25 protein-coding genes are annotated in these 25,705 nt (G+C 71.3%); 13 read left to right on the top strand and 12 right to left on the bottom strand.

Annotated elements, in window-relative coordinates; genetic code table 11:
• Positions 1 to 531, bottom strand: coding sequence for a DUF4232 domain-containing protein (locus ABZ893_RS13830; protein ID WP_361401812.1), 531 nt, complete (start codon positions 529 to 531; stop codon positions 1 to 3).
• Positions 532 to 728: 197 nt separating this feature from the next.
• Between ABZ893_RS13830 and ABZ893_RS13825 the strand changes: the two genes are divergently transcribed.
• Complete coding sequence (locus ABZ893_RS13825; protein ID WP_361401809.1) at positions 729 to 1,442, top strand: TetR/AcrR family transcriptional regulator; 714 nt, start codon at positions 729 to 731, stop codon at positions 1,440 to 1,442.
• 158 nt (positions 1,443 to 1,600) lie between these two features.
• Positions 1,601 to 3,208: an MDR family MFS transporter gene (locus ABZ893_RS13820; protein WP_361401807.1), complete on the top strand. Its 1,608-nt coding sequence runs from the start codon at positions 1,601 to 1,603 to the stop codon at positions 3,206 to 3,208.
• Positions 3,209 to 3,270: 62 nt separating this feature from the next.
• On the opposite strand, the gene ABZ893_RS13815 is transcribed toward ABZ893_RS13820, so the two are convergent.
• Positions 3,271 to 3,735, bottom strand: coding sequence for a pyridoxamine 5'-phosphate oxidase family protein (locus ABZ893_RS13815; RefSeq protein ID WP_361401805.1), 465 nt, complete (start codon positions 3,733 to 3,735; stop codon positions 3,271 to 3,273).
• Between the two features lie 115 nt (positions 3,736 to 3,850).
• On the bottom strand, positions 3,851 to 4,417 hold the full coding sequence (locus tag ABZ893_RS13810; RefSeq protein WP_361401802.1) for a rhodanese-like domain-containing protein: 567 nt from the start codon (positions 4,415 to 4,417) through the stop codon (positions 3,851 to 3,853).
• A 247-nt stretch (positions 4,418 to 4,664) separates the two neighbouring features.
• Between ABZ893_RS13810 and ABZ893_RS13805 the strand changes: the two genes are divergently transcribed.
• On the top strand, positions 4,665 to 5,600 hold the full coding sequence (locus tag ABZ893_RS13805; protein WP_361401799.1) for an SDR family oxidoreductase: 936 nt from the start codon (positions 4,665 to 4,667) through the stop codon (positions 5,598 to 5,600).
• Between the two features lie 87 nt (positions 5,601 to 5,687).
• Here ABZ893_RS13805 and ABZ893_RS13800 read toward each other — a convergent pair whose 3' ends face one another.
• Complete coding sequence (locus ABZ893_RS13800; protein WP_361401796.1) at positions 5,688 to 5,909, bottom strand: hypothetical protein; 222 nt, start codon at positions 5,907 to 5,909, stop codon at positions 5,688 to 5,690.
• A gap of 180 nt (positions 5,910 to 6,089) precedes the next feature.
• Between ABZ893_RS13800 and ABZ893_RS13795 the strand changes: the two genes are divergently transcribed.
• The 4 genes from ABZ893_RS13795 (at position 6,090) to ABZ893_RS13780 (ending at position 10,050) form a co-directional block, all read left to right on the top strand.
• Complete coding sequence (locus tag ABZ893_RS13795; protein WP_361401794.1) at positions 6,090 to 7,259, top strand: hypothetical protein; 1,170 nt, start codon at positions 6,090 to 6,092, stop codon at positions 7,257 to 7,259.
• A 328-nt stretch (positions 7,260 to 7,587) separates the two neighbouring features.
• Positions 7,588 to 8,082 carry a DUF5709 domain-containing protein gene (locus ABZ893_RS13790; RefSeq protein ID WP_361401792.1) on the top strand — a complete coding sequence of 165 codons (495 nt, stop codon included), beginning with the start codon at positions 7,588 to 7,590 and terminating at the stop codon, positions 8,080 to 8,082.
• Positions 8,083 to 8,212: 130 nt separating this feature from the next.
• Positions 8,213 to 9,256, top strand: a complete 1,044-nt coding sequence (locus tag ABZ893_RS13785) for a Dyp-type peroxidase (RefSeq protein WP_361401789.1) — start codon at positions 8,213 to 8,215, stop codon at positions 9,254 to 9,256.
• The gene (locus ABZ893_RS13780) at positions 9,253 to 10,050 is read left to right on the top strand and encodes a family 1 encapsulin nanocompartment shell protein (RefSeq protein ID WP_361401786.1); all 798 of its coding nucleotides are present in this window, start codon (positions 9,253 to 9,255) and stop codon (positions 10,048 to 10,050) included. Before ABZ893_RS13785 ends, ABZ893_RS13780 begins: the two co-directional genes overlap by 4 nt.
• Positions 10,051 to 10,111: 61 nt before the next feature.
• Here ABZ893_RS13780 and ABZ893_RS13775 read toward each other — a convergent pair whose 3' ends face one another.
• The 6 genes from ABZ893_RS13775 to ABZ893_RS13750 form a co-directional block, all read right to left on the bottom strand.
• Positions 10,112 to 10,687 (bottom strand): hypothetical protein, encoded by a 576-nt coding sequence (locus ABZ893_RS13775; RefSeq protein ID WP_361401783.1) that lies wholly within the window; start codon positions 10,685 to 10,687, stop codon positions 10,112 to 10,114.
• Positions 10,688 to 10,705: 18 nt separating this feature from the next.
• A complete protein-coding gene (htpX, locus tag ABZ893_RS13770; RefSeq protein ID WP_361401780.1) occupies positions 10,706 to 11,632 on the bottom strand; it encodes a zinc metalloprotease HtpX in 927 nt (308 codons plus the stop codon).
• A 138-nt stretch (positions 11,633 to 11,770) separates the two neighbouring features.
• Positions 11,771 to 13,420 (bottom strand): glycosyltransferase family 2 protein, encoded by a 1,650-nt coding sequence (locus tag ABZ893_RS13765; RefSeq protein WP_361401777.1) that lies wholly within the window; start codon positions 13,418 to 13,420, stop codon positions 11,771 to 11,773.
• A gap of 42 nt (positions 13,421 to 13,462) precedes the next feature.
• Positions 13,463 to 15,724, bottom strand: coding sequence for a bifunctional glycosyltransferase family 2 protein/CDP-glycerol:glycerophosphate glycerophosphotransferase (locus ABZ893_RS13760; RefSeq protein WP_361401774.1), 2,262 nt, complete (start codon positions 15,722 to 15,724; stop codon positions 13,463 to 13,465).
• Positions 15,721 to 17,502: a glycosyltransferase family 2 protein gene (locus ABZ893_RS13755; RefSeq protein WP_361401771.1), complete on the bottom strand. Its 1,782-nt coding sequence runs from the start codon at positions 17,500 to 17,502 to the stop codon at positions 15,721 to 15,723. Before ABZ893_RS13755 ends, ABZ893_RS13760 begins: the two co-directional genes overlap by 4 nt.
• Positions 17,503 to 17,647: 145 nt before the next feature.
• Positions 17,648 to 18,373, bottom strand: a complete 726-nt coding sequence (locus ABZ893_RS13750; protein ID WP_361401768.1) for a pyridoxamine 5'-phosphate oxidase family protein — start codon at positions 18,371 to 18,373, stop codon at positions 17,648 to 17,650.
• Between the two features lie 219 nt (positions 18,374 to 18,592).
• Here ABZ893_RS13750 and ABZ893_RS13745 point away from each other — a divergent pair, with 219 nt between their 5' ends.
• The 3 genes from ABZ893_RS13745 (at position 18,593) to ABZ893_RS13735 (ending at position 21,156) form a co-directional block, all read left to right on the top strand.
• Positions 18,593 to 19,798, top strand: coding sequence for a Gfo/Idh/MocA family oxidoreductase (locus ABZ893_RS13745; RefSeq protein WP_361401765.1), 1,206 nt, complete (start codon positions 18,593 to 18,595; stop codon positions 19,796 to 19,798).
• 103 nt (positions 19,799 to 19,901) lie between these two features.
• A complete protein-coding gene (locus ABZ893_RS13740) occupies positions 19,902 to 20,546 on the top strand; it encodes an LAETG motif-containing sortase-dependent surface protein (RefSeq protein WP_361401762.1) in 645 nt (214 codons plus the stop codon).
• 52 nt (positions 20,547 to 20,598) lie between these two features.
• Positions 20,599 to 21,156, top strand: coding sequence for a 2'-5' RNA ligase family protein (locus ABZ893_RS13735; RefSeq protein WP_361401759.1), 558 nt, complete (start codon positions 20,599 to 20,601; stop codon positions 21,154 to 21,156).
• 18 nt (positions 21,157 to 21,174) lie between these two features.
• On the opposite strand, the gene ABZ893_RS13730 is transcribed toward ABZ893_RS13735, so the two are convergent.
• Positions 21,175 to 21,483 (bottom strand): zinc-ribbon domain-containing protein, encoded by a 309-nt coding sequence (locus ABZ893_RS13730; protein ID WP_361401756.1) that lies wholly within the window; start codon positions 21,481 to 21,483, stop codon positions 21,175 to 21,177.
• Between the two features lie 302 nt (positions 21,484 to 21,785).
• On the opposite strand from ABZ893_RS13730, the gene ABZ893_RS13725 reads away from it, so the two are divergent.
• The 3 genes from ABZ893_RS13725 (at position 21,786) to ABZ893_RS13715 (ending at position 24,819) form a co-directional block, all read left to right on the top strand.
• A complete protein-coding gene (locus ABZ893_RS13725; RefSeq protein ID WP_361401753.1) occupies positions 21,786 to 23,297 on the top strand; it encodes a hydrolase in 1,512 nt (503 codons plus the stop codon).
• Between the two features lie 152 nt (positions 23,298 to 23,449).
• Positions 23,450 to 24,229: an SAM-dependent methyltransferase gene (locus ABZ893_RS13720; RefSeq protein ID WP_361401750.1), complete on the top strand. Its 780-nt coding sequence runs from the start codon at positions 23,450 to 23,452 to the stop codon at positions 24,227 to 24,229.
• Positions 24,230 to 24,306: 77 nt separating this feature from the next.
• Positions 24,307 to 24,819 carry a hypothetical protein gene (locus ABZ893_RS13715; protein WP_361401747.1) on the top strand — a complete coding sequence of 171 codons (513 nt, stop codon included), beginning with the start codon at positions 24,307 to 24,309 and terminating at the stop codon, positions 24,817 to 24,819.
• A gap of 72 nt (positions 24,820 to 24,891) precedes the next feature.
• On the opposite strand, the gene ABZ893_RS13710 is transcribed toward ABZ893_RS13715, so the two are convergent.
• The gene (locus ABZ893_RS13710) at positions 24,892 to 25,602 is read right to left on the bottom strand and encodes a GntR family transcriptional regulator (RefSeq protein ID WP_361401744.1); all 711 of its coding nucleotides are present in this window, start codon (positions 25,600 to 25,602) and stop codon (positions 24,892 to 24,894) included.
• Positions 25,603 to 25,705 lie beyond the last annotated feature (103 nt).

Genomic DNA, 25,705 nt, shown 5'->3' with positions numbered 1-25,705 from the left:
TCAGACCTTCAGGATCCCCGCGCCGTCGGCCTCGGCCAGGACCTCGTCCGCGCGGACGCGCGTCGGCTGCCACAGCGTCGTCAACGGCTCCCAGACGCGCAGTCCGTGCGGCTCGCCGAGCGACGCGGCGCTGAACTTGCTGCCGTTGTGCTCCGGGTTCGCGGCCACCACGATGTACCCGACCGACCGCGCGTCGCCCCCGCTCAGGGAGACCGACCGCACGGCCGCGTGGGCGGTCTTCCCCGCTTCGAGCGTGTACGGGGCGTCGCCGGAAGGCGGGTACGGGACGGCGGCCCCGTCCAGATTCCCGTAGGCGATGAGCGGGATGCTGTCGACCAGGCAGGTCTGCTTGGTGTGGTTCTTGACGGTCAGGTACAGGACGTTGTCCTGGCCGGAGGGGGTGGCCCGCAGGGTGAGCGCGTTCTCCGCGCACACCTCGGGGGTGGCGGCCGGGGTGGCGTCGGCCGGCCCAGTGGGGGCGGACACGAGCAGCGCGGCGGCGGAGGCCGCCAGAACGGTGCGTACGAGCATCTGTGTCTCTCCCGGCGAGCTGGGGGATATCGCATTTCACCCGAAACAAACCGAAACAACGCTTAAGGAGCGTATCCCGGAAGGGTGTGCCTCTGCCTGTCGCGCGGGGTGCGGCCAGGCTTGTCGCGACCGTAGGTGTGGTCGTAGGCGTAGGTGCAGTGCGCGCAAAGTTTGCAGTATGTGCAAGAATCTTTGGTGTGACGACATCAGGCATAGCGACGGCGGCGGAAGCCAGGGAGCAGCCCCTCAAGGACCAGGCCCCCGTCGAAGGGCTGCGCGCCCGGCGGCGGCGCCGGACCCGGGCGGACCTGCACGCCGCCACCGTCCGCCTGACCCGTGAACACGGCATCGAACACGTCACCGTCGAGATGATCAGCAAGGAGGCCGGCGTCTCCCCGCGGACCTTCTTCAACTACTTCCGCACCAAAGAGACCGCGCTCTTCTCCTGGCACGGCGGTCTGACGGACGCCGAGGCCGACCAGTTCGCCGCCGCGCCCGGCCGCGACGCGGACTCCGTACTGCGCGACCTGGGCGATGTCTTCGCCCTGCACGTGGATGAGATGGCGCCCGACCCCGGCATGTTCGAGGACGTCATCGCCGTCGTCGAGAACGTGCCCTCCGCGCTCGGCGCGTTCCTCGCCGAGTGCGACGCGGTCGAACGGAACCTCGCCCGCGCCATCGCCCGCCGCACCGGCGACGCCCCCGACGGACAGAGCGTGACGCTGCTCGCCGGCATCGCCATGACCGCCGTACGCGACGGACTCATGCGCTGGGGCCACGACAAGCGGCACTGTCAGGGCCCGGCGGCCTCGGTGAGGGACTCCTTCACCGCGCTGCGCAAGCTCTTCCCTTCACCAACGGGTGCTTCTCCGGCCGGTGTCGCGTGCGCCACCCCCGGCCGGGAGGCCTGACGCCCGGCTCGCGCCGCGCTCACCACGGCTCGCATCGCCGGTCCGCGCGCCCCCTGCGCCCCCGGCCCCCACGCGACTCCCCACCCCTCCCCGAGACTCCCCGAGCGGCGACCGCTCTGCGCCGCGCATCCCATCCCTTCACGTACGGAGACCCGAGCATGACCCACGCCCCCGCGCAGGCGGGCACCGGACCGGCCACCGAGGACGGCCTGGCCAAGCCGCACAACTTCGGGCTGATCTTCGCGGCGCTGATGCTCACGATGCTGCTCGGCGCGCTCGACCAGACCATCGTCAGCACGGCCCTGCCGACCATCGTCGGCGAACTCAACGGCATCGAGCACATGGCGTGGATCACCACCGCGTACATCCTCGCCGCCACGATAGGTATGCCGGTCTACGGCAAACTCGGCGACCTCATGGGCCGCAAGAACATCTTTCTCGCGGGCATCGCGCTGTTCCTGATCGGCTCCGTGGTCTGCGGGCTCGCCCAGGACATGGGCACCCTCGTCGCCGGGCGCGCCCTCCAGGGCCTCGGTGGCGGTGGCCTCATGATCACCTCGCAGGCGATCATCGCCGACCTCGTACCGCCGCGTGAGCGCGCCAAGTACATGGCCCCCATGGGTGCCGTCTTCGGTCTCTCCTCGGTCGTCGGGCCGCTGCTCGGCGGCTGGTTCACCGACGACCTCTCGTGGCGCTGGGCGTTCTGGGTCAACCTGCCGCTCGGTGTCCTGGCGTTCTTCGTCGCCGCGATCGCCATCAAGATCCCGCGCGAGGCCGTCGAGGTCACCCTCGACTACCTCGGCACCGCCCTGATGGCCGCGGCCGTCACCTGCACCGTCCTGTTCGCCAGCTGGGGCGGCACGCAGTACGAGTGGTCCGACCCGCTGGTCATCGGCCTGGGCGTCGGCGCGATCGTCTCGTGGGCGCTGTTCTTCCTCGCCGAGAAGCGGGCCACCGAGCCGGTCATCCCGCTGCACCTGTTCCGCAGCCCGATCTTCAACGTCGCCACGCTGCTCGCCATGATCGTGATCGGCCTCGGCATGTTCGCGATCGTCGGCTACATGCCGACCTACCTGCAGATGGTCTACGGCAAGACGGCCACCGAGTCGGGGCTGCTGCTGATCCCGATGGTCATCGGCATCATGGCCACCGCCCTGCCGTCCGGCGCGGTCATGAGCAAGACCGGCCGGTACAAGACCTATCCGATCGTCGGCACCGCCATCATCATGGTCGTCGCGTTCCTCATGTCCCGCCTCGAAGTCAGCGACCCGGTCTGGCTGGTGTGCCTGTACGTCGGTCTCGCGGGTGCGGGCGTCGGACTGATGATGCAGACCCTCGTCCTCGCCGTCCAGAACGACTTCCCGACCTCCGAGGTCGGCACGGCCACGTCCGCCAACAACTTCTTCCGCGAGATCGGCGCGACGCTCGGCACGGCCGTAGTCGGAGCGGTCTTCGCCGGGCGGCTCACTGACCAGCTCGCCGCGCGCCTGCCGGCTCAGGCGGCGTCGAAGGTCGGCGACAGCGACTCGCTCACGCCCGCGCTCGTCCGCGCGCTCCCCGCGGACCTGCGGGCCACGGTCGTCACCTCGTACCAGGAAGCACTCGTGCCGATCTTCCTGTATCTGATGCCGGTCTTCGCGGTCGGCCTGGTCCTCGCCCTCGCCCTGAAGGAGAAGCCGCTCGCCGACAACGACGACTGGCACGCCCAGAACGGGGCGGCGGGGCCGGACGGCGAGAAGGAGAAGCAGCTGGAGCCGACGGGCTGAGCTGAGGCTTCGTACGAAACGCGCCCGCCGGAGTTCATTCCGGCGGGCGCGTTTTGGTGTTCCTAGGGCGCGTCGACCCAGGCGCCGTCGTGCATCAGGTCGCGGCCCGCGATTTCATTGGCCTCGCGCCAGGCCTGGATCCGCCTGGGCGTGATGCGGAAGTACAGGTAGGGCGAGGCCAGGGTGCGCGGGTCGAACCCGGTCTTCTCGGCGAAGGCGTCACCGACGCCGTCCGGGAGCTCTGCAGCCGTCAGCGTCTGCGCCGTGCCCTCGATCATGACGACGTCACGCGTCGGCCCGACGGCGAGCCGGGTCCGGCCCGTGTCCCGGAGGTTGCGCCCCGTGGGACTGGCCGCCGGGGTGGCGACCAGCAGCGTGGACCCGTCCCACAGGAACGACAGCGGGACGAGATACGGCGTCGCGCTCTCCTCGTCGGCTGTGGACACCCACACGTCCTCATCGCGTTCGAGCCGATCGAGGGTGTCCTGCTTGCGCTGCTCAGTCGTGCGGGCCGGTGGCATCGGCATCTCCCTGTCGCATCGGGCGGATCACTCGCGTCGTGGTGCTGACACGGTTATGACACGCCACGGCGCGGAAAGGTGACCGATCGGCGAAGACAAGCCCGGCTCAGTGCGCCGGCTCTCAGGCCGTCAGTGCCGCTCGGGCCGCGTCGAGTGCCTCCGGGGCCGGGCGGTTGAAGGGGAGCTTGCCGAGCATGACCGCCATGCCGCACGTGTTGCTGAGGCCCGAGTACACCAGGCCGGAGGCGACGCCCGCGGCGACCAGGCGGCCGCGCGGGGCGCGGCGGCCGAGCGCGAGGCCGAGCAGCACCAGGGAGCCGGCGGCGAAGCGGACCTGGCGGTCCATCGCCCACACCTTGCGGCCCTGCGCCGGCGCGGTGTTCACCGGGAGACCGTCCGCGGACCAGCCCTGCGTGCCGCCCTCCAGGCCCACCGCCTCGATCCCGGCCTCGGCGAGGCGGTCGCAGGCCGCGGCGGACCGCTGGCCCGCCGCGCACACGACGACGATCCGGCGCTTCTCGGCGGCGGCACGCAGCTCCGGGAGGAGCGTGTCGAGGTGCTCGGACGGGATGTTGAGGGCGCCGGGGACGTGCCCGGCGGCGTACTCACCCGGTGCCCGGACGTCGATCACGAGCGTGTCGTCGGCGGGGCGGGCGTGCAGCTCGGCGGGGGCGAGGGTGCTGCTCATGCGGTGGGGTCTCCTCGTACGAAGCGGGCTTCTCGGCGGAGTGGTGCGGGGGCCCGAGCGTTCCAGCATACGGGTAGGGGTATCGAACGCGGGAAAATCGTCCGTACGGGGCGGGAAAGGCGACGGGGGTTGTCCGGATTCCGGGCCATGCTCGATCGGCGGGGTCATGGAGGCCTCGGCTGGGGCCAGGAGGGTCTCGGGAGGGGCCCGAGGGTTCCTTTCCGCGGTCAGGGAGGCGGGCGGTTCGATGACGTGGGAACTCGGGAGCGGTGCGTCCCGGCTGGACGGCAAGGTCGCGCTGGTGGCGGGGGCGACCCGTGGCGCGGGCCGGGGGATCGCCGTGGAGCTCGGCGCGGCCGGGGCCACCGTGTACGTGACCGGCCGCACCACGCGGGCGCGGCGCTCGGAGTACGACCGGCCGGAGACCATCGAGGACACGGCGGACCTGGTGACCGAGGCGGGCGGGCGTGGCAACGCGGTGCCCACCGACCACCTGGAATCCGCCCAGGTCAAGGCGCTCGTCGACCGCATCGCGGCCGAGCAGGGCCGGCTCGACGTCCTGGTCAACGACATCTGGGGCGGCGAGCACCTCTTCGCCTGGGACACCCCGGTCTGGGAGCACGACCTCGACAAGGGGCTGCGCCTGCTGCGCCTCGCCGTCGAGACGCACGCGATCACCAGCCATCACGCCCTGCCGCTGCTGCTGCGCAACCCGGGCGGCCTCGTCGTGGAGGTGACCGACGGCACGGCCGAGTACAACCGGGACAACTACCGCGTCTCGTTCTTCTACGACCTCGCCAAGAACTCCGTCCTGCGAATGGGCTTCGCCCTCGGGCAGGAGCTGGGCCCGCGCGGTGCCACGGCGCTCACCCTCACGCCCGGCTGGCTGCGCTCGGAGATCATGCTCGGCCACTTCGGCGTCACCGAGGAGAACTGGCGCGACGCCCTCGACGAGGTCCCGCACTTCTGTATCTCAGAGACACCGTTCTACGTGGGCCGGGCCGTCGCCGCCCTCGCCGCCGACCCCGAAGTGGCGCGCTGGAACGGCAGGTCGACGTCAAGCGGGGAGCTGGCCCAGGTGTACGGGTTCACGGACGTCGACGGGAGCCGGCCCGACGCGTGGCGCTACCTCGTCGAGGTTCAGGACCCGGGCAGGCCGGCGGACGCGAGCGGGTATCGCTGACGGGCGCCGCCGCTTATGGGTGGGATCGCTCACGGAACGGGTGGCCCAGGCTCGGATTCCGCTCACGGAACATGCGTGGGCCCGCGTTCAGATCTGCGCCGGCCACACCTTCGTACCGCCTCCGCGCCACTCGACCAGCTCGGGGTCGTCGAGCCGGAGGTCCTCCATCCCGGCGCGCCGCATCAGCACGAGCACGTCCTCCTGGCTGGTCGCGAGCCCGGCGTCCTCGCCTCGGATGGTCACGCGCCGCCCGCCGGGCTGGGAGGCGTGCACGACGACAGGGGGAAAGCCTTCGGATTCGTCCATCATGGTCCTCAGCTTCCGCGACGGGATTCACCTCCGCACCCGGACAGGCGCCGGTGCGCGCAACGCTTACGCGCGGAGGGGGTGCCCGCGTACCGGATTCGCCCCAAATCACCCTGTATGGGCGCCAGTCGGGCCCGCACCACCGGCCGCACGGCCGACAGGGGGACCGGTTACGGTGCTGTCGTGTTGAACAACCAGCAGGACAACGGGGCAGAGGCGGTGACCGGGACCGCGCTGCTTCTCGCGGCGGCTCCGGCGAACAAGAGCTGCCTCATCGACGCGGCCTCGGTACTGCCCGCCCTGGCGGCCGTACCCCCGAGCGCGCTGGCCGGCACGGCCGCCGCGACCGTCGTCGAACTCGCCGACCCCGTGGACCCGCAGACGGTCCTCACACGCGTACGCACCGCCGCCGCGGCCCCCGGCCCCCTCACCGTCTACGTGGCAGGACAGCTCCACCTGGACACGCGCCAGCGCCTCCTCCACCTCGCCCTCGCCCGGACCACCCCGGCGACCCTGCGCTACACCGCCCTGCCCTGGCACTGGCTCACCGGCGAACTCGCCCTGCGCCGCCCCGACACCACCACCGTCGTCCTCGATGTCGTGGCCGACGCGGAGGCGTGGGAGCAGGTGCGGGCGGTCGGCCTGGGCCTCGGCCCGGGGATTCGTGTGTACGGGCGCGTGGCCCCGCCTCCGCAGCGCCGCAAGGTCGCCGCCCCCGCCTACCTCCGGTCGTACGCGTCGACATGGCGCGACGGCCACCGCCCGACGCCGGCGCAGTTGCACGCCCAGGCGGCGGGGGAGTCGGGTCCCGCCGACGCGCTGTTCCTCGCGGTCGACGCGGCTCGTACGCCTGTCGCACCGGCTCCGGCGCCCGAACCGGTGACCGTCGAGCACGCCCCCGGCGCCCCTGCCGCTCCCGACGCCGACCCGCACCCCGCGATCCTCGCCGCCGCTCAGTCCGGGCGGCACGGTGAGGCCGCCGCCCTGGCCGCGATGTGGGAGAGCGACGCGCTGCGCACGCACGGCGCGGGTTCACCGGAGGCGCTGCACTGGCTGGAGGTGCGCGCCGACCTGGCGCGGCTCGCGGAGGAACCGGCCCGCAGCTGCGAACTGTGGATGGCGGCGGCCGAGGCCCGTCTGGCGCGGGGCCAGTCGCCGGCCGACGAGGACGTTGAGGGCGCCGTGGACCGGGCCCACCACCAGTGGGAACAGCTCGGCGACGAGGCGCGGGCCCGCGCGCTCGCCCCGTCCCTGACCCGGCTGCGTCACGCGGTTCCCGGCAGGCGCCCCGGCGCGCTGGAGGCGATCGGCCGCCGCATCGAGGCGATGGGGAAGGCGCCGGTGGCGCACTGAGCGGTGCCGTCTCCGGCGACGCCCGGAGCGCGACGAATTCCCAGGCCCGGAGGCCGAAAACGGGAATTCTCCGAGGGGCTTCTTCGTTTTAAAAAATGTAGACGCTGACGCAACTGTGTCGGCGCATTCTGAGCCGCCCCGACCGTGATCCCCCGTCGCGGTCGGGGCTCTCCCGTCTCCGCACCCCGCCCCGAGCAGTCCTCGCACCCGGCCCCGAGCAGGAATGCTCCCCCCTTCAGCAGGACGCGCCCTGACTCCCCGCCGACAATGGAGGCAAAGGTCACCGCGAGCTCGCCGGCCGAGCCCCGGCATCACTAAGGAGGCGAGCGTGGACATCGACGATCAAGGACGGGGCGACGACGTCTATCAGCCCGACGGGTCCGAGGTGCAGGACGACGAGGGTCTCCTCGATCAGGAGGACACCCTGATGGGCGGCGGTGTCACCGACCCGCTCGACGAGGGGTACTCCCCGCCCGAGCGGCCCTGGGGGGTCGAGCACACCGGCGTCACCTGTTCGGAGCAGCGGCACGGTGAGTCGCTCGACGAGCGGCTGTCCGAAGAGGTCCCCGACGCGGCCTTCCCGGAGGGGGACGGCATAGGCGACACCTGGGACACCGACGGAGAACCGCTCGACGACGAGGTGGGAGCCACGCGATCAGGGAGGCTCGTGGCGCCCGACGAGGGGGTGCGCGAGGACGACGACGCCGAGTTGTTCGCGGAGGACGTCGGCATCGACGGCGCAGCCGCGTCCGCCGAGGAAGCCGCGATGCACCTGGTCGAGGACGTCCGTAGAGGACGCGACCCACGGCGGATCACCGACTGACCGCGCTGACAGCGCTGACCGCATTGACCGCGCTGACCGTGCGGGCGGGTTGGGTCCGGCTTACGGTGACGGAAGTCAGCCGACCGTAGACGCACCTGCGCACACCTGGGCCAGCCCGGCGGGAGAGTCAGTGACGCAACCGCAGCCTGTCATCGCGCCGCACACGACAGCGGCCGTATTCCTCGTGATGACCGTCGTCCCCGGCGCCGAACAGCGGGTCCGGGACGAACTCGGCGGTCTGAACGGGCTGGTGCGTTCGGTGGCGTTCCGCTCGCCCGACTCCGTCCTGACGTGCGTCGCCGGCATCGGCTCCCGCGTCTGGGACCAACTGTTCGACGGACCGCGCCCCGCGGAATTACACCCCTTCCGTGAGCTGACCGGCGACCGCCACCACGCCGTCGCCACCCCGGGGGACCTCCTGTTCCACGTACGGGCGCGGCGCATGGACCTGTGCTTCGAGCTGGCCGGCCACCTCGCCGGGCGGCTCGGTGACGCCGTGAACGTGGTCGACGAGGTGCACGGCTTCACCTACTTCGACGACCGCGACCTGCTCGGCTTCGTCGACGGCAGCGAGAACCCGACCGGCGAGGCGGCGCGCGCCTCCGTCTTCGTCGGCGACGAGGACGCCCCGTTCGCGGGCGGCAGTTACGTCGTCGTGCAGAAGTACCTGCACGACATGGCGGCCTGGAACGCCCTGTCCACGGAGGAGCAGGAGAAGGTGATCGGCCGCTCCAAGTCGGACAACATCGAGATGTCCGACGAGACGAAGCCCGCCGACTCCCATGTCGCGCTCAACACCATCACCGGCGACGACGGCGAGGAACGCAGGATCGTCCGCCAGAACATGCCGTTCGGGACCGTCGGACGCGGCGAGTTCGGCACGTACTTCATCGGCTACGCGCGCACCCCGGCCGTCACCGAGCAGATGCTCGAGAACATGTTCATCGGCAGCCCGCCCGGTAACACCGACCGGATTCTCGACTTCTCCACCGCCGTCACCGGCAATCTGTTCTTCGTCCCGACGGCGGACTTCCTCGACGACCTGCCGGATCCGCCCGCCGTGCGAGACGCCGCCAGGGAACGTCCCGCCCCCGTCGCCACGCCCGAGCCGGTCGCCGCCCCGTCCGACGGCTCGCTGGGCATCGGCGGCCTCAAAGGAGCCCCCGCGTTATGAACAACCTGCACCGCGAACTCGCCCCCATCAGCGACGCCGCCTGGGCGGAGATCGAGCAGGAGGCCGGCCGCACGTTCCAGCGCCATGTCGCCGGACGCCGTGTCCTCGACGTCACAGGCCCCGACGGCCCAGAACTCGCCGCCGTCGGCACCGGCCACCTCCGCTCCGTCACACCCCCCGCCCCCGGCGTCACGGCCCGCCTGCGCGAGGCCCAGCCGCTCGTGGAACTGCGCGTCCCGTTCACCGTCAGCCGCGAAGCCGTGGACGACGTGGCGCGCGGCTCCGACGACTCCGACTGGCAGCCGGTCAAGGACGCGGCCCGCACCATGGCGTTCGCCGAGGACCAGGCGATCTTCGACGGGTACGCCGCCGCGCAGATCGCGGGACTGCGCGAACGCACCTCCAACCCGGTCCTGAGCCTCCCCGCCGAGCCCCGCGACTACCCCGACACCATCAGCCGCGCCCTCAGCGCGCTGCGCCTCGCCGGCGTGGACGGCCCGTACTCGCTGCTGCTCGGCGCGGAGGCGTACACCGCCGTCAGCGAGACCACCGACCACGGCTTCCCCGTGTCGGGCCACATCGCCCGGCTCCTGGACGGCGAACTGATCTGGGCGCCCGCGATCAACGGCGCGTTCGTCCTGTCCACCCGGGGCGGCGACTACGAACTCCGTATCGGACAGGATCTGTCCATCGGCTACTCCTCGCACGACGCGACCGGCGTCGAGCTGTACTTCCAGGAGACGCTGACGTTCATGGTCTACACGGACGAGGCGGTCGTCGCGCTCCGTGCCTGATACCCCCTGACAGCCGGGGCCCACGCGGCTAAAGCCTCCACGCGGCTAAAGCCCCCACGCGCTAGAGCCCCGGCGCGCCCCACACCGGGAACCACCGCTCCAGATCCTGCTCGATCCGCAGATCGTCCCCGACGACCGCGCGGATCCGCAGTTCGACCGAGTTGTCGCGCTTCTCGCCCGGCCGTGGCGCGAACGGGTAGAACGTGCCCCGCTTGTACAGGTACACCAGGGCCAGCGCCTGCCCCTCCGCGTTCCGGAAGCCGACCAGGGAGCACAGGAGCTGCGGGCCGAATCCGCTGCTCTCGAGGGACGTGTTCACGGCGTGCAGATCGCCGACGAGCGCGGGCAGGTCGGAGGGCGGGCGGCGGGACAGGAGCCAGGTGTAGCCGTACTCGTCCTGGCTGAACTCGACCGTGGCGTCCCGCTCGGTGTCGGCGTTCAGGAGCTCCCCGACCTCCTCACGGATCCCGTCGAACGCGGTGCCCTCCACCGACGTGAAACACACCGAGCCCTGCCCGGTGGGCACGAACCCGGCGGCCGCCTCCAGAGTGACCGCCGCCGACGGGAGCCCGAACAGCTGGTCCAGGTCCGGCGGGGCGGGCCTGGTGCGTCCGAGCAGGATGTCCAGGAATCCCATGGCGGTCCCTTCGGGCGCTCAGGCCGGACGGCCCAGCTCGGCGGAGATCGCCGCGAGCTGGTCGAGCCGCTTCTCGAGCGACGGGTGGGTGGAGAACAGACCCGGCAGCGGGGAGTTCTTGTTGAGCGCCGGGATGAAGTAGAACGCGTTGAACGCCCGCGCCGTCCGCAGATCCTTGTTCGGGATGCGCGCGATGTCGCCTTCGAGCTTCGTCAGCGCCGAGGCCAGTGCCGACGGACGGCCGGTGAGCAGCGCCGCCGCACGGTCGGCGGCCAGTTCCCGGTACCGGGACAGCGCCCGGATCAGGACGAAGCTGATCGCGTAGACGGCGACCGAGACGCCCACCACGATGCCCAGGATCACCAGTGTGTTCTGGTCGGTCCTGCGGCGGCCGCCGAGCATCTCGGAGTAGAACGCGAACCGGATGACGATGCCCGCGATCACGCCGAGGAACGAGGCCACGGTGATCACGGCGACGTCGCGGTGCGCCACGTGGGACAGCTCGTGCGCGAGGACGCCCTCCAGCTCGTCGGGCTCCATGCGGCGCAGCAGTCCCTTGGTCACGCAGAGCACCGCGTGATCGGCGTTGCGGCCGGTGGCGAACGCGTTCGGCAGGTCGGTCTCGGCGATGGCGACCTGCGGTTTCGGCATGTCGGCCGTGGCACACAGCCGGTCGACGACGCCGTGCAGCTGAGGGGCCTCCTCACGCGTGACGATGTGCCCGTGCATGGCGTACAGGGCGATCTTGTCGGAGAACCAGTACTGCGAGATGAGGAAGCCCGCGGCGACCACGATGACCACGAAGGTCGACTTCAGCAGGACCAGCAGCGCGGCGATGAACGCCACGTAGAGCAGGCCCAGCAGGAACACCGTGAGCAACATGCGCGCGGTCAGCTGCCGGTCCGGCCTGAACCGGCGCTCTCCGGCCTTGAGGGTGGTTGCCACTGCCGTCACCGCCTTTGCTTCGCAGCGGCGCGCTGTGCCGTGGGTTCCGCTCACATCGAGCGGAACCCACGACTCGTGCGCTCACCTTCCACGATGCCACTTTCCTGGCGTCTTTCGACCAGTAGGGCACGGAAGGTGTCAGTTCTTCGTCAGTCCCCGCCACAGTTTGCGCGCCCGCCGCAGCTGGGGCCCGGCCGTACGGCGCAGCGGGACGAGCAGCGGCTCGACCTTGGCCGCCGTTCCCTGCCGCTCCCACACGGTCTGGAGGCGGCCCGCGCCCCTGCCCTCCGGCTCGACCGTGACGGCGTGACCCGAGATGTGTCCGCGGTGCCGGGGGAAGTCGAGCGGCGCGAGCAGGGGGCCGCTGTTGCGCTCCCCGCGGTGGGTGAGGGTCAGCGCGGGGTGGCGGGTTCCGGCGAAGCCATGCGGGGGCATCTTCACGGATCCGAGGTCGAGGCGGACCGACCCCTCGTAGAGACCGGGGCGTACCGCGTCGAGGCGGAACGACGTGCTCAGCCCGCGGCCGGCGGCGAGTCGCAGGGTGGCCGCGACCGGGCCCACCGGGAGCTGGAGCCCGGGGTCATAGGTCCGCACCGCCAGGTCGAGGGTCGCGCCGGGGCCCTGCTCGATCCGGGTGATCTCGTGGCGCAGGAGCGCCCGCGAGAAGCGACGCGTCGTCAACTCCAGGTCGCTGACGTCGAGTTCGGACTCCAGGGCAGGATCGGCCGGGAGCGAGTCGCCCCAGAACACCCGGCCCGCCTCGTCCCGCGTCACCTCGCGCGGGGCGACCGCGCGGCCGAGCGAGCGCGCCGCGAGCCGTGCCTCGTCCAGACGCCCCGACCGCAGCAGGCCGAGCAGTACGCGCTGGTCACGCGGCAGACGCGCGTAGGCGGCGGGCGCGAGCGTGTCCAGGTAGGGGCACATCTCGTCGGCGAACTGCTTGATCCAGTCCGGGTCGCGCTGCGGCAGGTCGCCCGCGTACATGCGGACGTCGTGCTTGAGGAACTTGTAGTCCTTGTCCGGCCGCAGCCCCTCCTGGCCGTGCTCCGCGAGGAACGTGTCGATGAGCCGGGCGACGCCGACCCGGTCGCGCACGTTCTCGATGCGGTGGCGCTGGTTGGAGATCGACAGGGCGTCCTCGGCCTCGTACGGCGAGATGTACCAGCGGTACACCGGCTCCGGGACGACCGTGAACGAGCGGGCGAGGCAGTAGGCCTGCGCCGAGAAGAGCTGGTCCTCGTAGTGGATCTTGACCGGGAAGCGCAGGTCGCAGCGGTCGATGAAGTCCCGCGTGTACATCTTGTTCGTCGACAGGTGGTCGAAGAGGAACTCGGGGCTCTCCTGGATGCCGCGTACGGTCCGCTGTTCGGCGAACAGATGCGGATGCCAGCGCGTGACGCGGCCCGTGTCGGTGCGGACCCGGTCCACACCGCCCATCGCGAAGTCGGCGCCGCTGCCCTTGAGGGCTTCGAGCAGCGTCCGGGCCGCGTCCTCGGGCAGCTCGTCGTCACTGTCGAGGAACATCAGGTACGGAGCGCTGGACGCCTCGATCGCCGCGTTGCGCGGAGCGCCGCAGCCGCCGCTGTTCTCGGGGAGCCGCAGGAACCGGATCCGCGAGTCCTGCGCCGCCAACTCCCTCGCGACCTCAGGGGTGTTGTCGGTCGAGTGGTCGTCGCTGATGATGATCTCGACGTCGCGCAGGGTCTGCCGGCGCAGCGAGGCGACGGCACGCGGCAGCCGGTGCGCGTCGTTGTGGACGATCACCGTGAGGGTGACTTCGGGAGCCATGGATGTGGATTCTCCGGGAGAGTGGGGTTCCGGGCGTTCGGGTCAGTGCGAGGCGTGCGACGCGCTCTGGCGCGTGGCGGGGATACGGGCCGCGCTCGCGGCCTCGGCAGGCGTCGGCGCGGGCGTGCGCTCGGCGACCGGCACGACCGGCGGCAGCCGGGTCTCGCCGAGGAACACCCGCCGCACGACGCGCTCGGCGGCGTTGCCGTCGTCGAACTCGCAGAACCGCTCCCGGAACCGGTCGAGCCGCCGGGCCGCCTCCGCGCCCTGCCACTCCCCGCTCAGCAGCGCCTCCTGAAGCTCGTCCTGCGTGCGCGCGACGACACCGGGAGCCTCCTCGGTGATGTCGAAGTACACGCCACGGGTCGTCGCGTACGTCTCCCAGTCGTCGGCGAACACGAGGATCGGCCGGTTGAGGTTGGCGTAGTCGAACATCAGCGACGAGTAGTCCGTCACGAGCGCGTCCGACGCGAGTGCCAGCTCCTCCACGCTGTCGTGGTCCGACACGTCGATGATCGAGCCGTCGCGGTGCAGCGCGTTCAGCGGTGAGGCGCCGCGGTCGTAGAAGTAGTGGCCGCGGACCAGGAGTTTGAAGCCGGGGCCCAGGGTGCGGGCGAAGCGCTCCAGGTCGATGCGGGGCGTCCAGCCCGCCTCGTGGTCGCGGTGCGTCGGGGCGTACAGGAGTGCGGTGGTGCCGGGTTCGAGGCCGAGGCGGGCGCGGGCGCGCAGCACGTCGTCGGCCGTGGCCCGGTAGTAGATGTCGTTGCGCGGGCTGCCGGTGTCCAGCGACGTGAAGCCGACCGGGTACGCGCGCTCCCACACCTCCGACGAGTGGCGGTTCGCGGAGACGCTGAAGTCCCAGCGGGAACAGCGCGCCAGCAGCGCGTCGTAGTCGACACCGCGCGAAGTGGCCGGGTGCGCGAGCTGGTCGACACCCATGCGCTTGAGCGGGGTGCCGTGATGCGTCTGGACGTGGATCTGGCCCGGCCGCTTGACCAGGGAGTCCGGGAAGTTGACGTTGTTCACGAAGTACGTGGCCCGCGCCAGGGTGTCCCAGTAGCCGCGCTCACCGGGCGACACCACGGTGGTGCCCGGCGCCACGAGCGCGCGGCCCGCGCGGCGCACCGTCCACACCTGCCGGATGTGCGGGGCGAGTTCGGTGAGCTTGGCGGAAATGGCGGCGGGGTTGCAGGTGACACCCCGGTCCCAGTACGCGGAGAACACCGCGAGGTCCGGGTCGAGCGGAGCCTTCGAACGGGCCTGGTAGAAGAGCCCTTCGGCGCGCCCCTTCGCGCCCTTCTTGGCCGCGCCCACCGCGCCGAGCAGCCGTCGGCGGCTCCGATTCGCCTGCTGGAGCACGGGGTAACCGGCGTAGTTGTCGCGTTCGAGCAGGGCGTGCCGGATCCCGGTGAGACCGTCGGGGCGCCGGTAGTCCTCCGGCCGGTGCCGGGTGAACTCGGCCGAGGCGCGGTGGAAGAACCGGGCCCGGTCCGCGCGCGGCAGCTCCTCTCCCGCGACCACCGCCAGGTAGTGACGGACCATCAGGTCGAACAGCGTGTTCCGCACGGCCGTTTCCTCGGCGTACGCCAGCAGCAGCTCGTAGTCGTCGAAGAGCTCGAAGTACGGATCGGCGGGCACGGCGGAGCGCCGGTCGCCCGTCGGCTCGTGACGCAGCACGCAGACGTGGTCGAGGCAGGCGACCTCCTCCGCGGCCAGCAGGCTCCCGTACGCGGCGAGCGCCTCGTCGGGGCCTTCCCGCTCGAACAGGTCCCGGTGCGCCAGGTGCAGGTCCCGCCGGATCAGGCGGTTGGCGAGGACACGGGCGGTACGCAGCAGCCACGGGCGCTGTGCCAGGGGAGCGGCCGTGCGGCCGGCCCGCGCCAGGCGCCAGCTGTCGCCGCCGGGCGTCCGGTCGCCGCGCCAGTCGACGCCCGCGTGGTCGAACAGCAGGACATCGGGCTCACCGGCCTCGGCCAGGCGCTCGCCGAGCGCGTCCAGCGCACCCGGCGTGAGCTCGTCGCCGCCGTCGAGGAACAGCAGGTACCGGCCGCGCGCGAGCTGCGCACCGGCCTCACGCGCCGCGCCCGGCGATCGGGGCTCGGTCAGGCGCAGGGCGCGTACCGAGGCGTGCTCGGCCGCCAGCTCGTCGGCGATGGAGCCGGTGAGGTCGGTCGAACGGTTGTCGACGACGATCACCTCGGACTCCAGGGCCGCCCGCTGGCCGAGCAGACTGCCGACACCGGCGCGCAGCCGTCCCTGGGCGTTGTGGGCGGTGACGACGAAGGTGACGTCGGGGCAGGTCATGTGGGGTCTCCGGCGGGACGAACGGGTGTGGTGGGGGTGGCGGGCTGTGTGGGGTCGGGGCGGGCGGGGAGACGGTCGCGCAGGACGCGTCCGGCCCGTGCGCCCGCGATGCGCAGGGCTCCCCGGACGCCGGGCGCGACACGGAAGGCGAGCGAGCCGTCGTGCGTGGCGTACGGCTGGAGGAGTACGAGGATGCGGCGCGGGTGGGGCACGGCGACGCGACGCAGGCCCGCGCGCACGGCGCGCACGGTGGTCTCGTTCACAGAGCCGTCCCGGAAGTGGAGGCGGGCGCGTACGTCCCATGCGGCGACGGGGCCGGAGGCGGTGAGACCGGCGAGTTCGAGGCCGTCTATGCGGGCGGTCCAGCTGCCGGGGGCATTGGTGGGGCAGGAGGCGTCGCCGGGCGCCGTGGGGGTGGGCGCGTGGGCGGGTATCTGCGTGTCGCCGTCGGCCCCCGTCGTGGCGGTCCACGTCGCGCGGACCGTCAGGCCCACCCGGTCCGTCGCCCGGTCCACCAGTTCCAGCTCGACGCTCTCGGGCCCGGCCGCACCCAGGCCGCCGTACAGGTCGTGCAGGGTGAGGTCGACGCGGGTGCGCGCGCCGGGGGTGACCTTGGCGTCGACGGTGACGGGCAGGTCGCAAGCGGCGAGCGTGTCGAGCCCGGCCAGCTCCGTGGGTAGCGTCTCGGACCACACCGGCGCGCCCGACGGCCCGACGGCGTACGGCGGCAGCAGCCGTCCCGGCTTCCCCGCGAGCGCCGCGAGCCGCCGCAGGCCGTCGTCCGGCAGCGGGCCCGGCGCGGCCAGCACCGTCAGCGCGGCCCAACGCGCGGGCGCCGAGGCCGAGTTGACCGCCTGCTCCATGCGCGCGTCGCCTTCGAGGAGTGACCGCGTGTCGCGCCACCAATCCTCGCGGTAGTCGGGGGAGCGCAGCGGCAGCTCCCGCAGGTACATGCGCAGGTCGTGCTCCAGGAACCGCACGCGCGCCGCGTCCGCGAGCAGGCCGTGGCCCCCGTGCTCCAGGGTGTGGACGGCGAACCGCTGGGCCGCGACCCGGCTGCGCCAGTTGCCGATCGTGTCGCGGGCCAGCGAGATGGACAGCCGACGGGCCTGGCGGCGCACCTGCCACACGTAGACCGGATCGGGCACGACCACGAGCCGCGCGGCGGCGGCGTAGAGGCGGGCCGTGAAGACGAAGTCCTCGTACGGGAACCTGCCGTCCGGGAAACGGATGCCGTGCCGGTCCAGGAACTCGCGCGCGTACAGCTTGTTCACGGAGACCGTGTCGCGCAGCAGCTCGGGGCAGGCGGACGTGTCCTCGTGCAGGGCCTCGGCCTCGTAGAGCTGGGGCTGCCAGCGCACCTCGCGCCCGTCCGGGATCTCCCGGCGCAGGCACGCGCCGGCGACGACGTCGGCGGAGTGCAGGGTGGCGGCGCCGAGCAGCCGGTCGATCGCTCCGGGCGGGAGCACGTCGTCGCTGTCCAGGAACATCACCCAGGGCGCGGTGGCCAGCCGCAGGCCGGTGTTGCGGGGCGTTCCGCAGCCCCCGCTGTTCACCGTGTGGTGGACGACCCTCACGCGGGGGTCCTTGCGCGCGATCCGGTCGAGGACCTCGCCGGTGTCGTCGCCGGACGCGTCGTCCACGGCGATGACCTCGGCGACGTGCTCGCCCTGGGCCAGCGCGGACCGCACGGCGTCAGGTACGTGCACGGCGTCGTCGTGCGCGATCACGACCACGCTCACTCGCTGTGTCGGCTGGTGTCCATCTGTCAATCGCACGGCAGGACGCTAATTGCGGCCGGTGAGAGGGGGCCTACGGTCTGTCAAGAGATGGTTGTGAGACGGGTAAGAGGGTGATCAACGGCAGGGGTCCCACCGGCGTGGGGCGCGGGGTCCGTCCGCTCACGGAGGTAAGGAATTCCGCTCAGCGGTCGCTCGCCTCTTCCCGCGGCTCGTACGGCGTGTCCAGGTCCAGGGAACTGATCACCCGGCGCCCGGTCGTCCGCCGCGGTGTCACCACCAGCCACATGTTCCGGTCGCCGCCCGCCCAGGGCGTCGAGTACGCGAGCTCGGCCAGCTCACGCGCGGTGGCCGGGTCCCGTACGGCGGTCGCGGGGCCGACGACGAGCACGCTCCAGCCCTCGCTCATCGCGTCGTCGATCCGGTCCACCTCGAACGCGACGACCTGGCCCTCGGCGGCGGCCGTGACGGTACCGGGATCGGTACGGAACGCGATCGAGCCGTCACGGGCGACCGTGTAGTTCACGGGCAGGATCAGCGGCCCGTCGGCCCGCTGGAGACCGATCCGGCCCACCCCGTGCGTGGACAGGAGGGCCCGGCACTCCTCCTCGGACAGCTTCACGAGGCGGGGCGACCGGGACGCGTCGGCGACGCCGGGCGGCGTCTCGTACGTGCCTCCGGCGAGCTCGTCCGTGGTCGTGTTCAGGGCGTCCGCCAACCGCGTGACGAACCCGCTCCCCGGGCGGGCCGGCTGGGTCTCGACGTAACGCACGTAGGACTCGGAGGCGCCCACGCGCTCGGCCAGCTGCGGGACCGACAGGCCGAGAGCTTCCCGCCGTGTCGCCACACGCCGCCCGAAGTCGCTGCGCTGAACCTCCACGCCGTCGGATGCCCTCGGGGTCCCGGCCATCGTTCACACTCCCTGTCTGCTTCCCCCGCCACGGACATTTCCGGCACCACCACCATGCGCCGAGCCGTGCGGGGCAGCCACCGCGCGCCGCCGGGAACGTGCGCGAAGTGCAGGCCCGCCGGAGGTGTGACGCGTACACGTCTGGACCAATCCCGCCCGGGCCTTCATCGTGGGCACCGGTTGTGACCCGAAGTGCGTACCCCGTGTGAAGGGATCCGTATGACGTTCTCCGTCGGCATCGTCGGTGCCGGGCAGTTCTCCGGGCAGTTCGCCAAGTTGTTCCACGCTCATCCGGGTGTGAGCGATGTGTACGTCACTGATCTGCTGCCCGAGCGGGCCGAGCGGCTTGTCGGTGCTGAGGGGCTTGCCGGGACGTTTGTGTCGTTCGACGCCATGCTCGAGTCCGATGCTGTGGACGCCGTCGCCGTGTTCACCCAGCGGTGGACCCATGGGCCGCTCGTCCTCAAGGCGCTGCGGGCCGGGAAGCATGTCTACTCGGCCGTGCCCATGGCGGTCAGCCAGGACGAGATCGCCGCCATCGTCGGTGCCGTGCGTGACACGGGGCTGACGTACATGATGGGCGAGACCAGCCAGTACAACCCCGCCACCGTGCACGCCCGCAACCAGATCGCCGAGGGCGCGTTCGGCCGGCTCTTCTACGCCGAGGGCGACTACGTCCACGACATGGACCTCGGGTTCTACGACGCCTACCGCTACAGCGGCGGCCCCGGCTGGAAGGCCACCGCCAGCTATCCGCCCATGCTGTACCCGACGCACTCCGTCGGCGGCGTCCTCGGCGCCTGGCAGACCCGCGCCGTCAGCGTCTCCGCGATCGGTGTGCCCGACGAGCGGGGCGACGGCGTCTTCGACAAGGAGATCAGCCAGTTCGGCAACGATCTGTCGAACGCGACCGCGCTCTTCGAGGTCGCCGGCGGCGGATCGTTCCGTACCAACGAGTTCCGCCGTGTCGGCTACCCATCACACATCAGGGAATCGCGTTTCCGGTTCTTCGGGACGGACGCCAGCATGGAGCAGCTCGCCACCGTCAGCTTCTGGCAGGACAAGAAGGGGGTGCGGGACATCTCCGAACTCCTCCTGCCCAAGCCGACGTTGGCCGCCGACGACCCGTCGCTCCAGCACATCTCGCCCGCCCTCAGAGACGCCTTCACCTCCGGCTCCGCCCCCGTCCACGACCGCGCCCGGCTCCCCAGGGTGTACGACCACATGCCCAACGGCCATGAAGGGAGCCACCACTTCCTCGCCGACGACTTCGTCACCGCCGTCACCACGCGGACCCTGCCGCCGGTCAACGCCTGGGTCGCCGCCCGCTACACGCTGCCCGGCATCATCGCCCACGAGTCGGCCCTCCGCGGCGGTGTGCGCCTGGACATCCCGGACTTCGGTGACGCTCCCAACTCCTTTTGATCCAGGGGGATATGAGAAAGGGGGAGGTGGTCGCGAGCCCCGTGCGCGCCAGGAGTAGGGTGCGCGCACCATCAAACGGGGCGACACCACGGAGGACAATTCGGTGACCGAGAACAAGAAGACGTGGCGGACGTCGGGCGCTCTCATAGCGGCCGCCACGGCAGGTGCGTTCGGCGTGGGGCTCTTCGCGGCCCCCGCCCAGGCGCACACACCCGTATGGGAGGTGACCTGCTCCCAGGTCACCCTCGACCTGACCAGGTACGGGACCAAGGCCGACAACACGGTGAACGTCACGGTGGACGGAAAGGACCTGCTGCCCACCGAGTCGTTCAAGGGGGAATTCCACAAGAAGCTCGAACTCCCCGAGCACAGCAAGGAGTTGACCGTCCGTCTCGTCGTCAAGGCGAGCGACGGCGACCAGTACTCGCGCGACGAGACGAAGACGGCCCCGGTGTGCGCCGACACTCCGAAGCCGTCGGACACCCCGAAGCCGACCCCGACCGAGTCGAGCCCGGCCGAGTCGAGCCCCGCGCCGTCCGCTTCGGCGCCGAGCACCGAGCCCAGCACGGCCACCAGCTCCGCGGCCGCCGTGCCGTCGGCCAAGCCGAGCACCGGCTCGGGTGACCTCGCCGAGACGGGTTCGTCGAGCGCCACGCCGATCATCGCCGGGGCCGCGGCCGTGGTGATCGTGGCGGGCGGCGGCCTCGTGTGGGCGACGCGCAAGCGCCGCGGTTCCGCGCGGGGCTGAGAACATGTGTGGGGGCGGACCGTTCCCGGTCCGCCCCCACACGCGTACGCACGTGAGAAGTGAGGTGGCCATGGCGGCCGTCCGCGAGGGGCGCACCCCGGAGGACCGGAGCGCGCTGGTCATCATCCTGCCCGAGGCGAACCCGCTGCTCGAAGCCGCGGCGCAGGTCACCCCGCACCTCGTCAGGAAGGGCCTGCCCGCCCACGTGTCGCTGCTCTACCCGTTCCTGCCCACGGAGGAGGTGACGGCCGGCGTCGACGCCGAGGTGCGTGACCTCGCGGCATCGCTGCGCACCGTCGAGACAGAGCTGACGGACTTCGCCGAAGCGCCGGGCTTCGTCGGCATGGCCGTACCCGCGCTGCGCCCCCTGGCCGACGCGTTCTACGCACGGTGGCCGCACATCGCGCCCTACGGCGGCCGGTTCGGTCAGCGCCCCGAACCGCACGTCACGCTCGTGACGGGGGCGAGCCCCGAAGAGGCGGAGCTCGTACGGGAGAAGGTGCGGCCGCTGCTCCCGCTGCGGGTGACCGCCTGGCGCGCGGACCTGGTGGTCCGCACCGACCGGGACTGGCGGCTGCGCCTCACGGCCCCGTTCGCCGCCCGCCCCTGACCGGCTGCTCTGTCGCTTTTAGCGCTGGTACGGGTTCTGGCCGTATGCCTGGCCCGGCTGCTGCTGGCCCTGCGCCGGGTACGCGGCGGGCGCGGCGGCCTGCGCGAGAAGCGCCTCGGCCTGCTCCTTGGCGATCTGGTGCTCGATCCCGCAGAACGTGCACTGCGACCGGTACTTGGTCGAGATGGGGAACAGCGGGACGAAGAACAGGGTGAACTTCGTGACGTACTTGCGCAGCGCGTGCGCCGCGGGGTTGCCGCAGTTGCCGCACACGAACGTGAGCATCGCGAGCTGGTACAGATATCCCCGCGTACCGAAAATGATCATTGCTGGCCTCTCCCGACCCCGACCGGTGATCCGCCGTCTCAAGGGCGGCTTCCGGTCATCGTAAAGGTCGGCGGCAGCGGTCCTTCCGCCGCCCACGGCCTACGGGCGCCCAAGGGGAAGGCCCGCGCGTGGGGCCGCGGGCGCCAACGGGGAAACCCGCTCCTGCCGAGGCCCTGTCCGGGCATCTGATTGCCATGTACTGTTCAATCGCGCGTGACTCCGTCTCCCCGCGGACGAAGTTCTACGCGCGCAGACTCGACGCCCGTACCACCTTCATCCCACCCCTCACGGAGGTATGACGGATGCTCGGATCCAGACGTCCCCGCCGCCGCGTCGCCTGCGCGGCCGCCGTCTTCGGAATGCTGCTCGCCGGCGTGACCGCAGCCCAGGCCGGCGCCACACCGGCCATGACCGGTAGCCAGGCCGACGCCGCACCGACCGGGACCGCACCCCAGGCCCACGCCGCACCCGCCGCCCTCGCGACCCCCCACCGCGTGCTCTTCGACAACACCAAGGCCGAGACCGCCGGCAACGCCGACTGGATCATCGGCACCAGCCAGCCCGACCCGCTCGGCCAGAAGGCGAACCCGACGGCCGAGACCGACTGGACCGGAGCCATCTCGGCCTGGGGCGTCGGCCTCCAGAAGACCGGCAACTACTCGCTCAAGACGCTGCCCGCCGGAAACACCATCACCTACGGGACGTCGTCCGCGCTCGACCTCAAGAACTTCGACACGTTCGTCCTGCCCGAGCCGAACGTCCTGCTCAGCGCGGCCGAGAAGACCGCCGTCATGACGTTCGTGAAGAACGGCGGCGGCCTCTTCCTCATCTCCGACCACAACGGCGCGGACCGCAACAACGACGGCGCCGACGCGCTCAAGGTCATCAACGACGTCATGACCAACAACAGCGTCGACTCCACCGACCCCTTCGGCTTCTCCGTCGACGTGCTGAACATCGCCACCGACAACCCGAAGGCCATCACCTCCAGCACCGACCCCGTCATCAACGGGTCGTTCGGCAAGGTCGGCGGAAGCATCATCCGCAACGGCACCACGGCCACCCTCAAGCCGGCCGACAACCCCGCCGTCAAGGGTCTCGTCTACCGCACCGGCTACTCCGGCAACACCGGCGCCTTCTTCGCGACCAGCACGTTCGGCAGCGGACGCGTCGCGTTCTGGGGCGACAGCTCCCCGATCGACGACGGAACCGGCCAGCCGGGCAACACCCTCTACAACGGCTGGGACGACCCCGCCGGAACGGACGCGGCCCTCGCCCTCAACGCCACCGAATGGCTCTCCGGCGCGAGCGGCAGCAGCGGAGGAGACGGCGGCGGCACCACCTGCACCGCCGCCCAGATCCTCGGCAACCCGGGCTTCGAGTCGGGCGACACCACCTGGACCGCCTCCGCCGGCGTCATCACCAACGACCCCGCCGAACCAGCCCGCACCGGCACCTACAAGGCCTGGCTCGGCGGCTACGGCACGGCCCACACCGACACCCTCTCCCAGACGGTGACCATCCCGACGGGCTGCGCGGCGACCCTCCGCCTCTACCTCCACATCGACACCGCCGAGACGACCACCACCTCCGCGTACGACACCCTCAAGGTGCAGGTCCTCAACAGCGCCGGCACCGTCCTGTCGACGCTCGGCACGTACTCGAACCTCGACGCGGCCTCCGGCTACGCCCTCAAGACGTACAACCTGGGCGCGTACGCGGGGCAGTCCGTGAAGGTGCAGCTCACCGGCACCGAAGGGTCCAAGCTCGAGACGTCCTTCGTCGTCGACGACACCGCGCTCAGCGTGAGCTGACCGGTCCCGGGTCGCCCGCCAACCACCCGTACAGACAATCGAGTTGCTGTGGCAGACTGCGTGATCACAGTGATTCCCCGGGCCGGGGCGGACGCGGGCGACCCGGCCACGACACGCCTCCTCCCCTCCGCCCTCGCGCTACGGAGTTCGTCATGACGGCAGCACCCAGCCCCCGGATCGACACCAGCAGGCCCCACCCGGCCCGCGTCTACGACTGGCTCCTGGGCGGCAAGGACAACTACCCCGTGGACGAGGCGGTGGGGGAGCAGCTGCCGCCCGAGGCGAAGGACGCGGCGCGCCAGAACCGCGAGTTCATGCACCGTGCCGTCGCCTGGCTCGCGGCCGACGGCGTCGACCAGTTCCTCGACATCGGCACGGGCATCCCGACCGCGCCGAACCTGCACCAGATCGTGCAGAAGATCCGGCCCGCCTCCCGCGTCGTCTACACGGACAACGACCCCATCGTCCTGCGGCACGCCGAGGCCCTGCTGGTCAGCCACCCCGAGGGCATGACCGACTACATCCAGGCCGATGTGCGCTCGCCCGCCGAGATCCTCGACCACGCCCGCAAGCTGCTCGACTTCGACCGGCCGATAGCGCTCTCGCTCATCGCGCTCATGCACTTCATCTCCGAGAAGCAGCAGCCGTACGAGATCGTCTCCACGCTGCTCGACGCGCTGCCGTCCGGCAGTTACCTCGTGCTGTCGCACGCGTCGTCCGACATCTTCCCGGAGCTGTCGGAGCAGATCACGGCTGAGTACGCGAAGGGCGGCATCGAGCTCGGGTTCCGTTCGCGCGAGGGGGTCAGCCGCTTCTTCGAGGGGCTCGAACTCGTGCAGCCCGGCCTGGTGACGGCGACGGAGTGGTACCAGGGCGACGCGCCGCGCCAGGAGAACGGCGGAATCTACGCCGGAGTGGCCCGCCTGCCGTAGAGCGGCCGAAAAAAGCTACTGGTGCAGCGTCCAGGGGGAGAGGATCTCCCGTTGGGCGCTGCACTTATTGTTCGGCCATGGCTGGAGAGACAGAGAAGAACGGTGCGCTGCTCGACACGCTGCGCGAGCGGCTGAAAGAGCGCATCTACGCGGCGATCACCATGGTCGCCGTGGTCGTCGGGCTCGCGCAGAACCCGCACACGGAGCACTGGACCGCCGCCGTCTACGTGGCGGGCACGGCGGTCGGCCTGTGGCTGGCCACGCTCGTGGCGGACGTGCAGTCGCACCGGGTGGTGAACAAGGGATTCCCGGACCGCGCCGAGGTGCGGCACATGCTGTTCGTCTCCAGCCCTCTGCTGTCCTCCGCCGCGGGCCCGCTGCTGATGGACGTGCTGTCGGCGGCCGGGGTCCTGCATCTCACCACGGCCTTGTGGACCGCGGTCGGCGCGGACATCGCGGGGCTCGCCCTCTGGGGTTTCGCGGGCGGCCGCCGGATGGGCGGGGGGCTTCTCGTGTCGTGCCTGGCCGCCGGGGTCGACGCGGCGATCGGCCTCGGAGTCGTGGGGGTGAAGCTGGTCGCCGGTCACTGAGCGCGAGAGCGGGCTGCTGCCAGCCGTACGCTCAGTGACCAGACCGGCCGGGCCGGGAGTCGGCCCGCCGAATCAGCTCACGACGGGAGCCGCATCGGCGGGCGTCAGCGCGTTCGCCCCGTCGAACAGGAGGGTCAGGGCCACCTTCCGGTAGTGGCGCACATGCCTCAGCGCGCACGCGGCCGCCGCCTCCGCGTCGGCCGCGGCGATCGTCTCGTACAGGCAGCGGTGCTCGTCCCACACCGAGCTGGGGTCGTCGATCTGGTGGAACAGCCAGTGCAGCCGGCCCTCCAGAGGTTCGAGGGTGGCGGCGAGGAGTTCGTTGCCCGCGATCTCGACGATGTGGTGGTGGAAGGCGGTGTTGGCATGGGAGACCCGCTCGGGACGCCCGGCGAGCGTGGCCTTGCGGGCGCTCTCCAACAGGCGCTTCAACTGACGTAGTTGGGTCTCGTCCGCGTTCTCCGCGGCGCGCCGCGCGGCGAGCACCTCGAGGGCCTCGCGCATGTCGAAGAGGTTCACGACATCCTGGCGCGAGAGCTCCTTGACGACGATCCGCCGTGGTGAGAGGGCCTGGAGGAAACCCTCGCTCATCAGGATGCGGATGGCCTCGCGCACCGGGATCCGGGAGACACCGAACTCCTCGGCCACATCCCGCTCCACCAGGCGGTCGCCCGGCTTGAGCCGGCCGGTGATGATCCGGTCGCGGATCCCCTCGCAGACCTGATCGCGCAGCCACACGGTCCCGGTCAGGGGTGTGGCGCCCGGCGTCTGGGCCTGTGTCATCTGTCCTCCCCGAAAAGTTGCTCTTACGGTATACCAAACGCTTGACGAGGCCCTGGAGTTCCCTTCATTGTTTGGGATGCCATAACGCGGAAGTTGCACGTCA

The sequence above is a fragment of the Streptomyces sp. NPDC046821 genome (assembly GCF_040645335.1).
In the GTDB taxonomy this organism is placed as follows: domain Bacteria; phylum Actinomycetota; class Actinomycetes; order Streptomycetales; family Streptomycetaceae; genus Streptomyces.
The sequence above is the reverse complement of the archived record's forward strand: the minus strand, read 5'-3'. Positions and strand labels throughout refer to the sequence as shown.

What these genes read in the sequence shown, in the direction of transcription:
- ABZ893_RS13830 (WP_361401812.1), bottom strand. Translation starts at nt 531, where the DNA reads ATGCTCGTACGCACCGTTCTGGCGGCCTCCGCCGCCGCGCTGCTCGTG.
- ABZ893_RS13820 (WP_361401807.1), top strand. Translation starts at nt 1,601, where the DNA reads ATGACCCACGCCCCCGCGCAGGCGGGCACCGGACCGGCCACCGAGGAC.
- ABZ893_RS13815 (WP_361401805.1), bottom strand. Translation starts at nt 3,735, where the DNA reads ATGCCGATGCCACCGGCCCGCACGACTGAGCAGCGCAAGCAGGACACC.
- ABZ893_RS13810 (WP_361401802.1), bottom strand. Translation starts at nt 4,417, where the DNA reads ATGAGCAGCACCCTCGCCCCCGCCGAGCTGCACGCCCGCCCCGCCGAC.
- ABZ893_RS13805 (WP_361401799.1), top strand. Translation starts at nt 4,665, where the DNA reads ATGACGTGGGAACTCGGGAGCGGTGCGTCCCGGCTGGACGGCAAGGTC.
- ABZ893_RS13800 (WP_361401796.1), bottom strand. Translation starts at nt 5,909, where the DNA reads ATGATGGACGAATCCGAAGGCTTTCCCCCTGTCGTCGTGCACGCCTCC.
- ABZ893_RS13780 (WP_361401786.1), top strand. Translation starts at nt 9,253, where the DNA reads ATGAACAACCTGCACCGCGAACTCGCCCCCATCAGCGACGCCGCCTGG.
- ABZ893_RS13775 (WP_361401783.1), bottom strand. Translation starts at nt 10,687, where the DNA reads ATGGGATTCCTGGACATCCTGCTCGGACGCACCAGGCCCGCCCCGCCG.
- ABZ893_RS13765 (WP_361401777.1), bottom strand. Translation starts at nt 13,420, where the DNA reads ATGGCTCCCGAAGTCACCCTCACGGTGATCGTCCACAACGACGCGCAC.
- ABZ893_RS13760 (WP_361401774.1), bottom strand. Translation starts at nt 15,724, where the DNA reads ATGACCTGCCCCGACGTCACCTTCGTCGTCACCGCCCACAACGCCCAG.
- ABZ893_RS13750 (WP_361401768.1), bottom strand. Translation starts at nt 18,373, where the DNA reads ATGGCCGGGACCCCGAGGGCATCCGACGGCGTGGAGGTTCAGCGCAGC.
- ABZ893_RS13745 (WP_361401765.1), top strand. Translation starts at nt 18,593, where the DNA reads ATGACGTTCTCCGTCGGCATCGTCGGTGCCGGGCAGTTCTCCGGGCAG.
- ABZ893_RS13730 (WP_361401756.1), bottom strand. Translation starts at nt 21,483, where the DNA reads ATGATCATTTTCGGTACGCGGGGATATCTGTACCAGCTCGCGATGCTC.
- ABZ893_RS13725 (WP_361401753.1), top strand. Translation starts at nt 21,786, where the DNA reads ATGCTCGGATCCAGACGTCCCCGCCGCCGCGTCGCCTGCGCGGCCGCC.
- ABZ893_RS13720 (WP_361401750.1), top strand. Translation starts at nt 23,450, where the DNA reads ATGACGGCAGCACCCAGCCCCCGGATCGACACCAGCAGGCCCCACCCG.
- ABZ893_RS13715 (WP_361401747.1), top strand. Translation starts at nt 24,307, where the DNA reads ATGGCTGGAGAGACAGAGAAGAACGGTGCGCTGCTCGACACGCTGCGC.
- ABZ893_RS13710 (WP_361401744.1), bottom strand. Translation starts at nt 25,602, where the DNA reads ATGACACAGGCCCAGACGCCGGGCGCCACACCCCTGACCGGGACCGTG.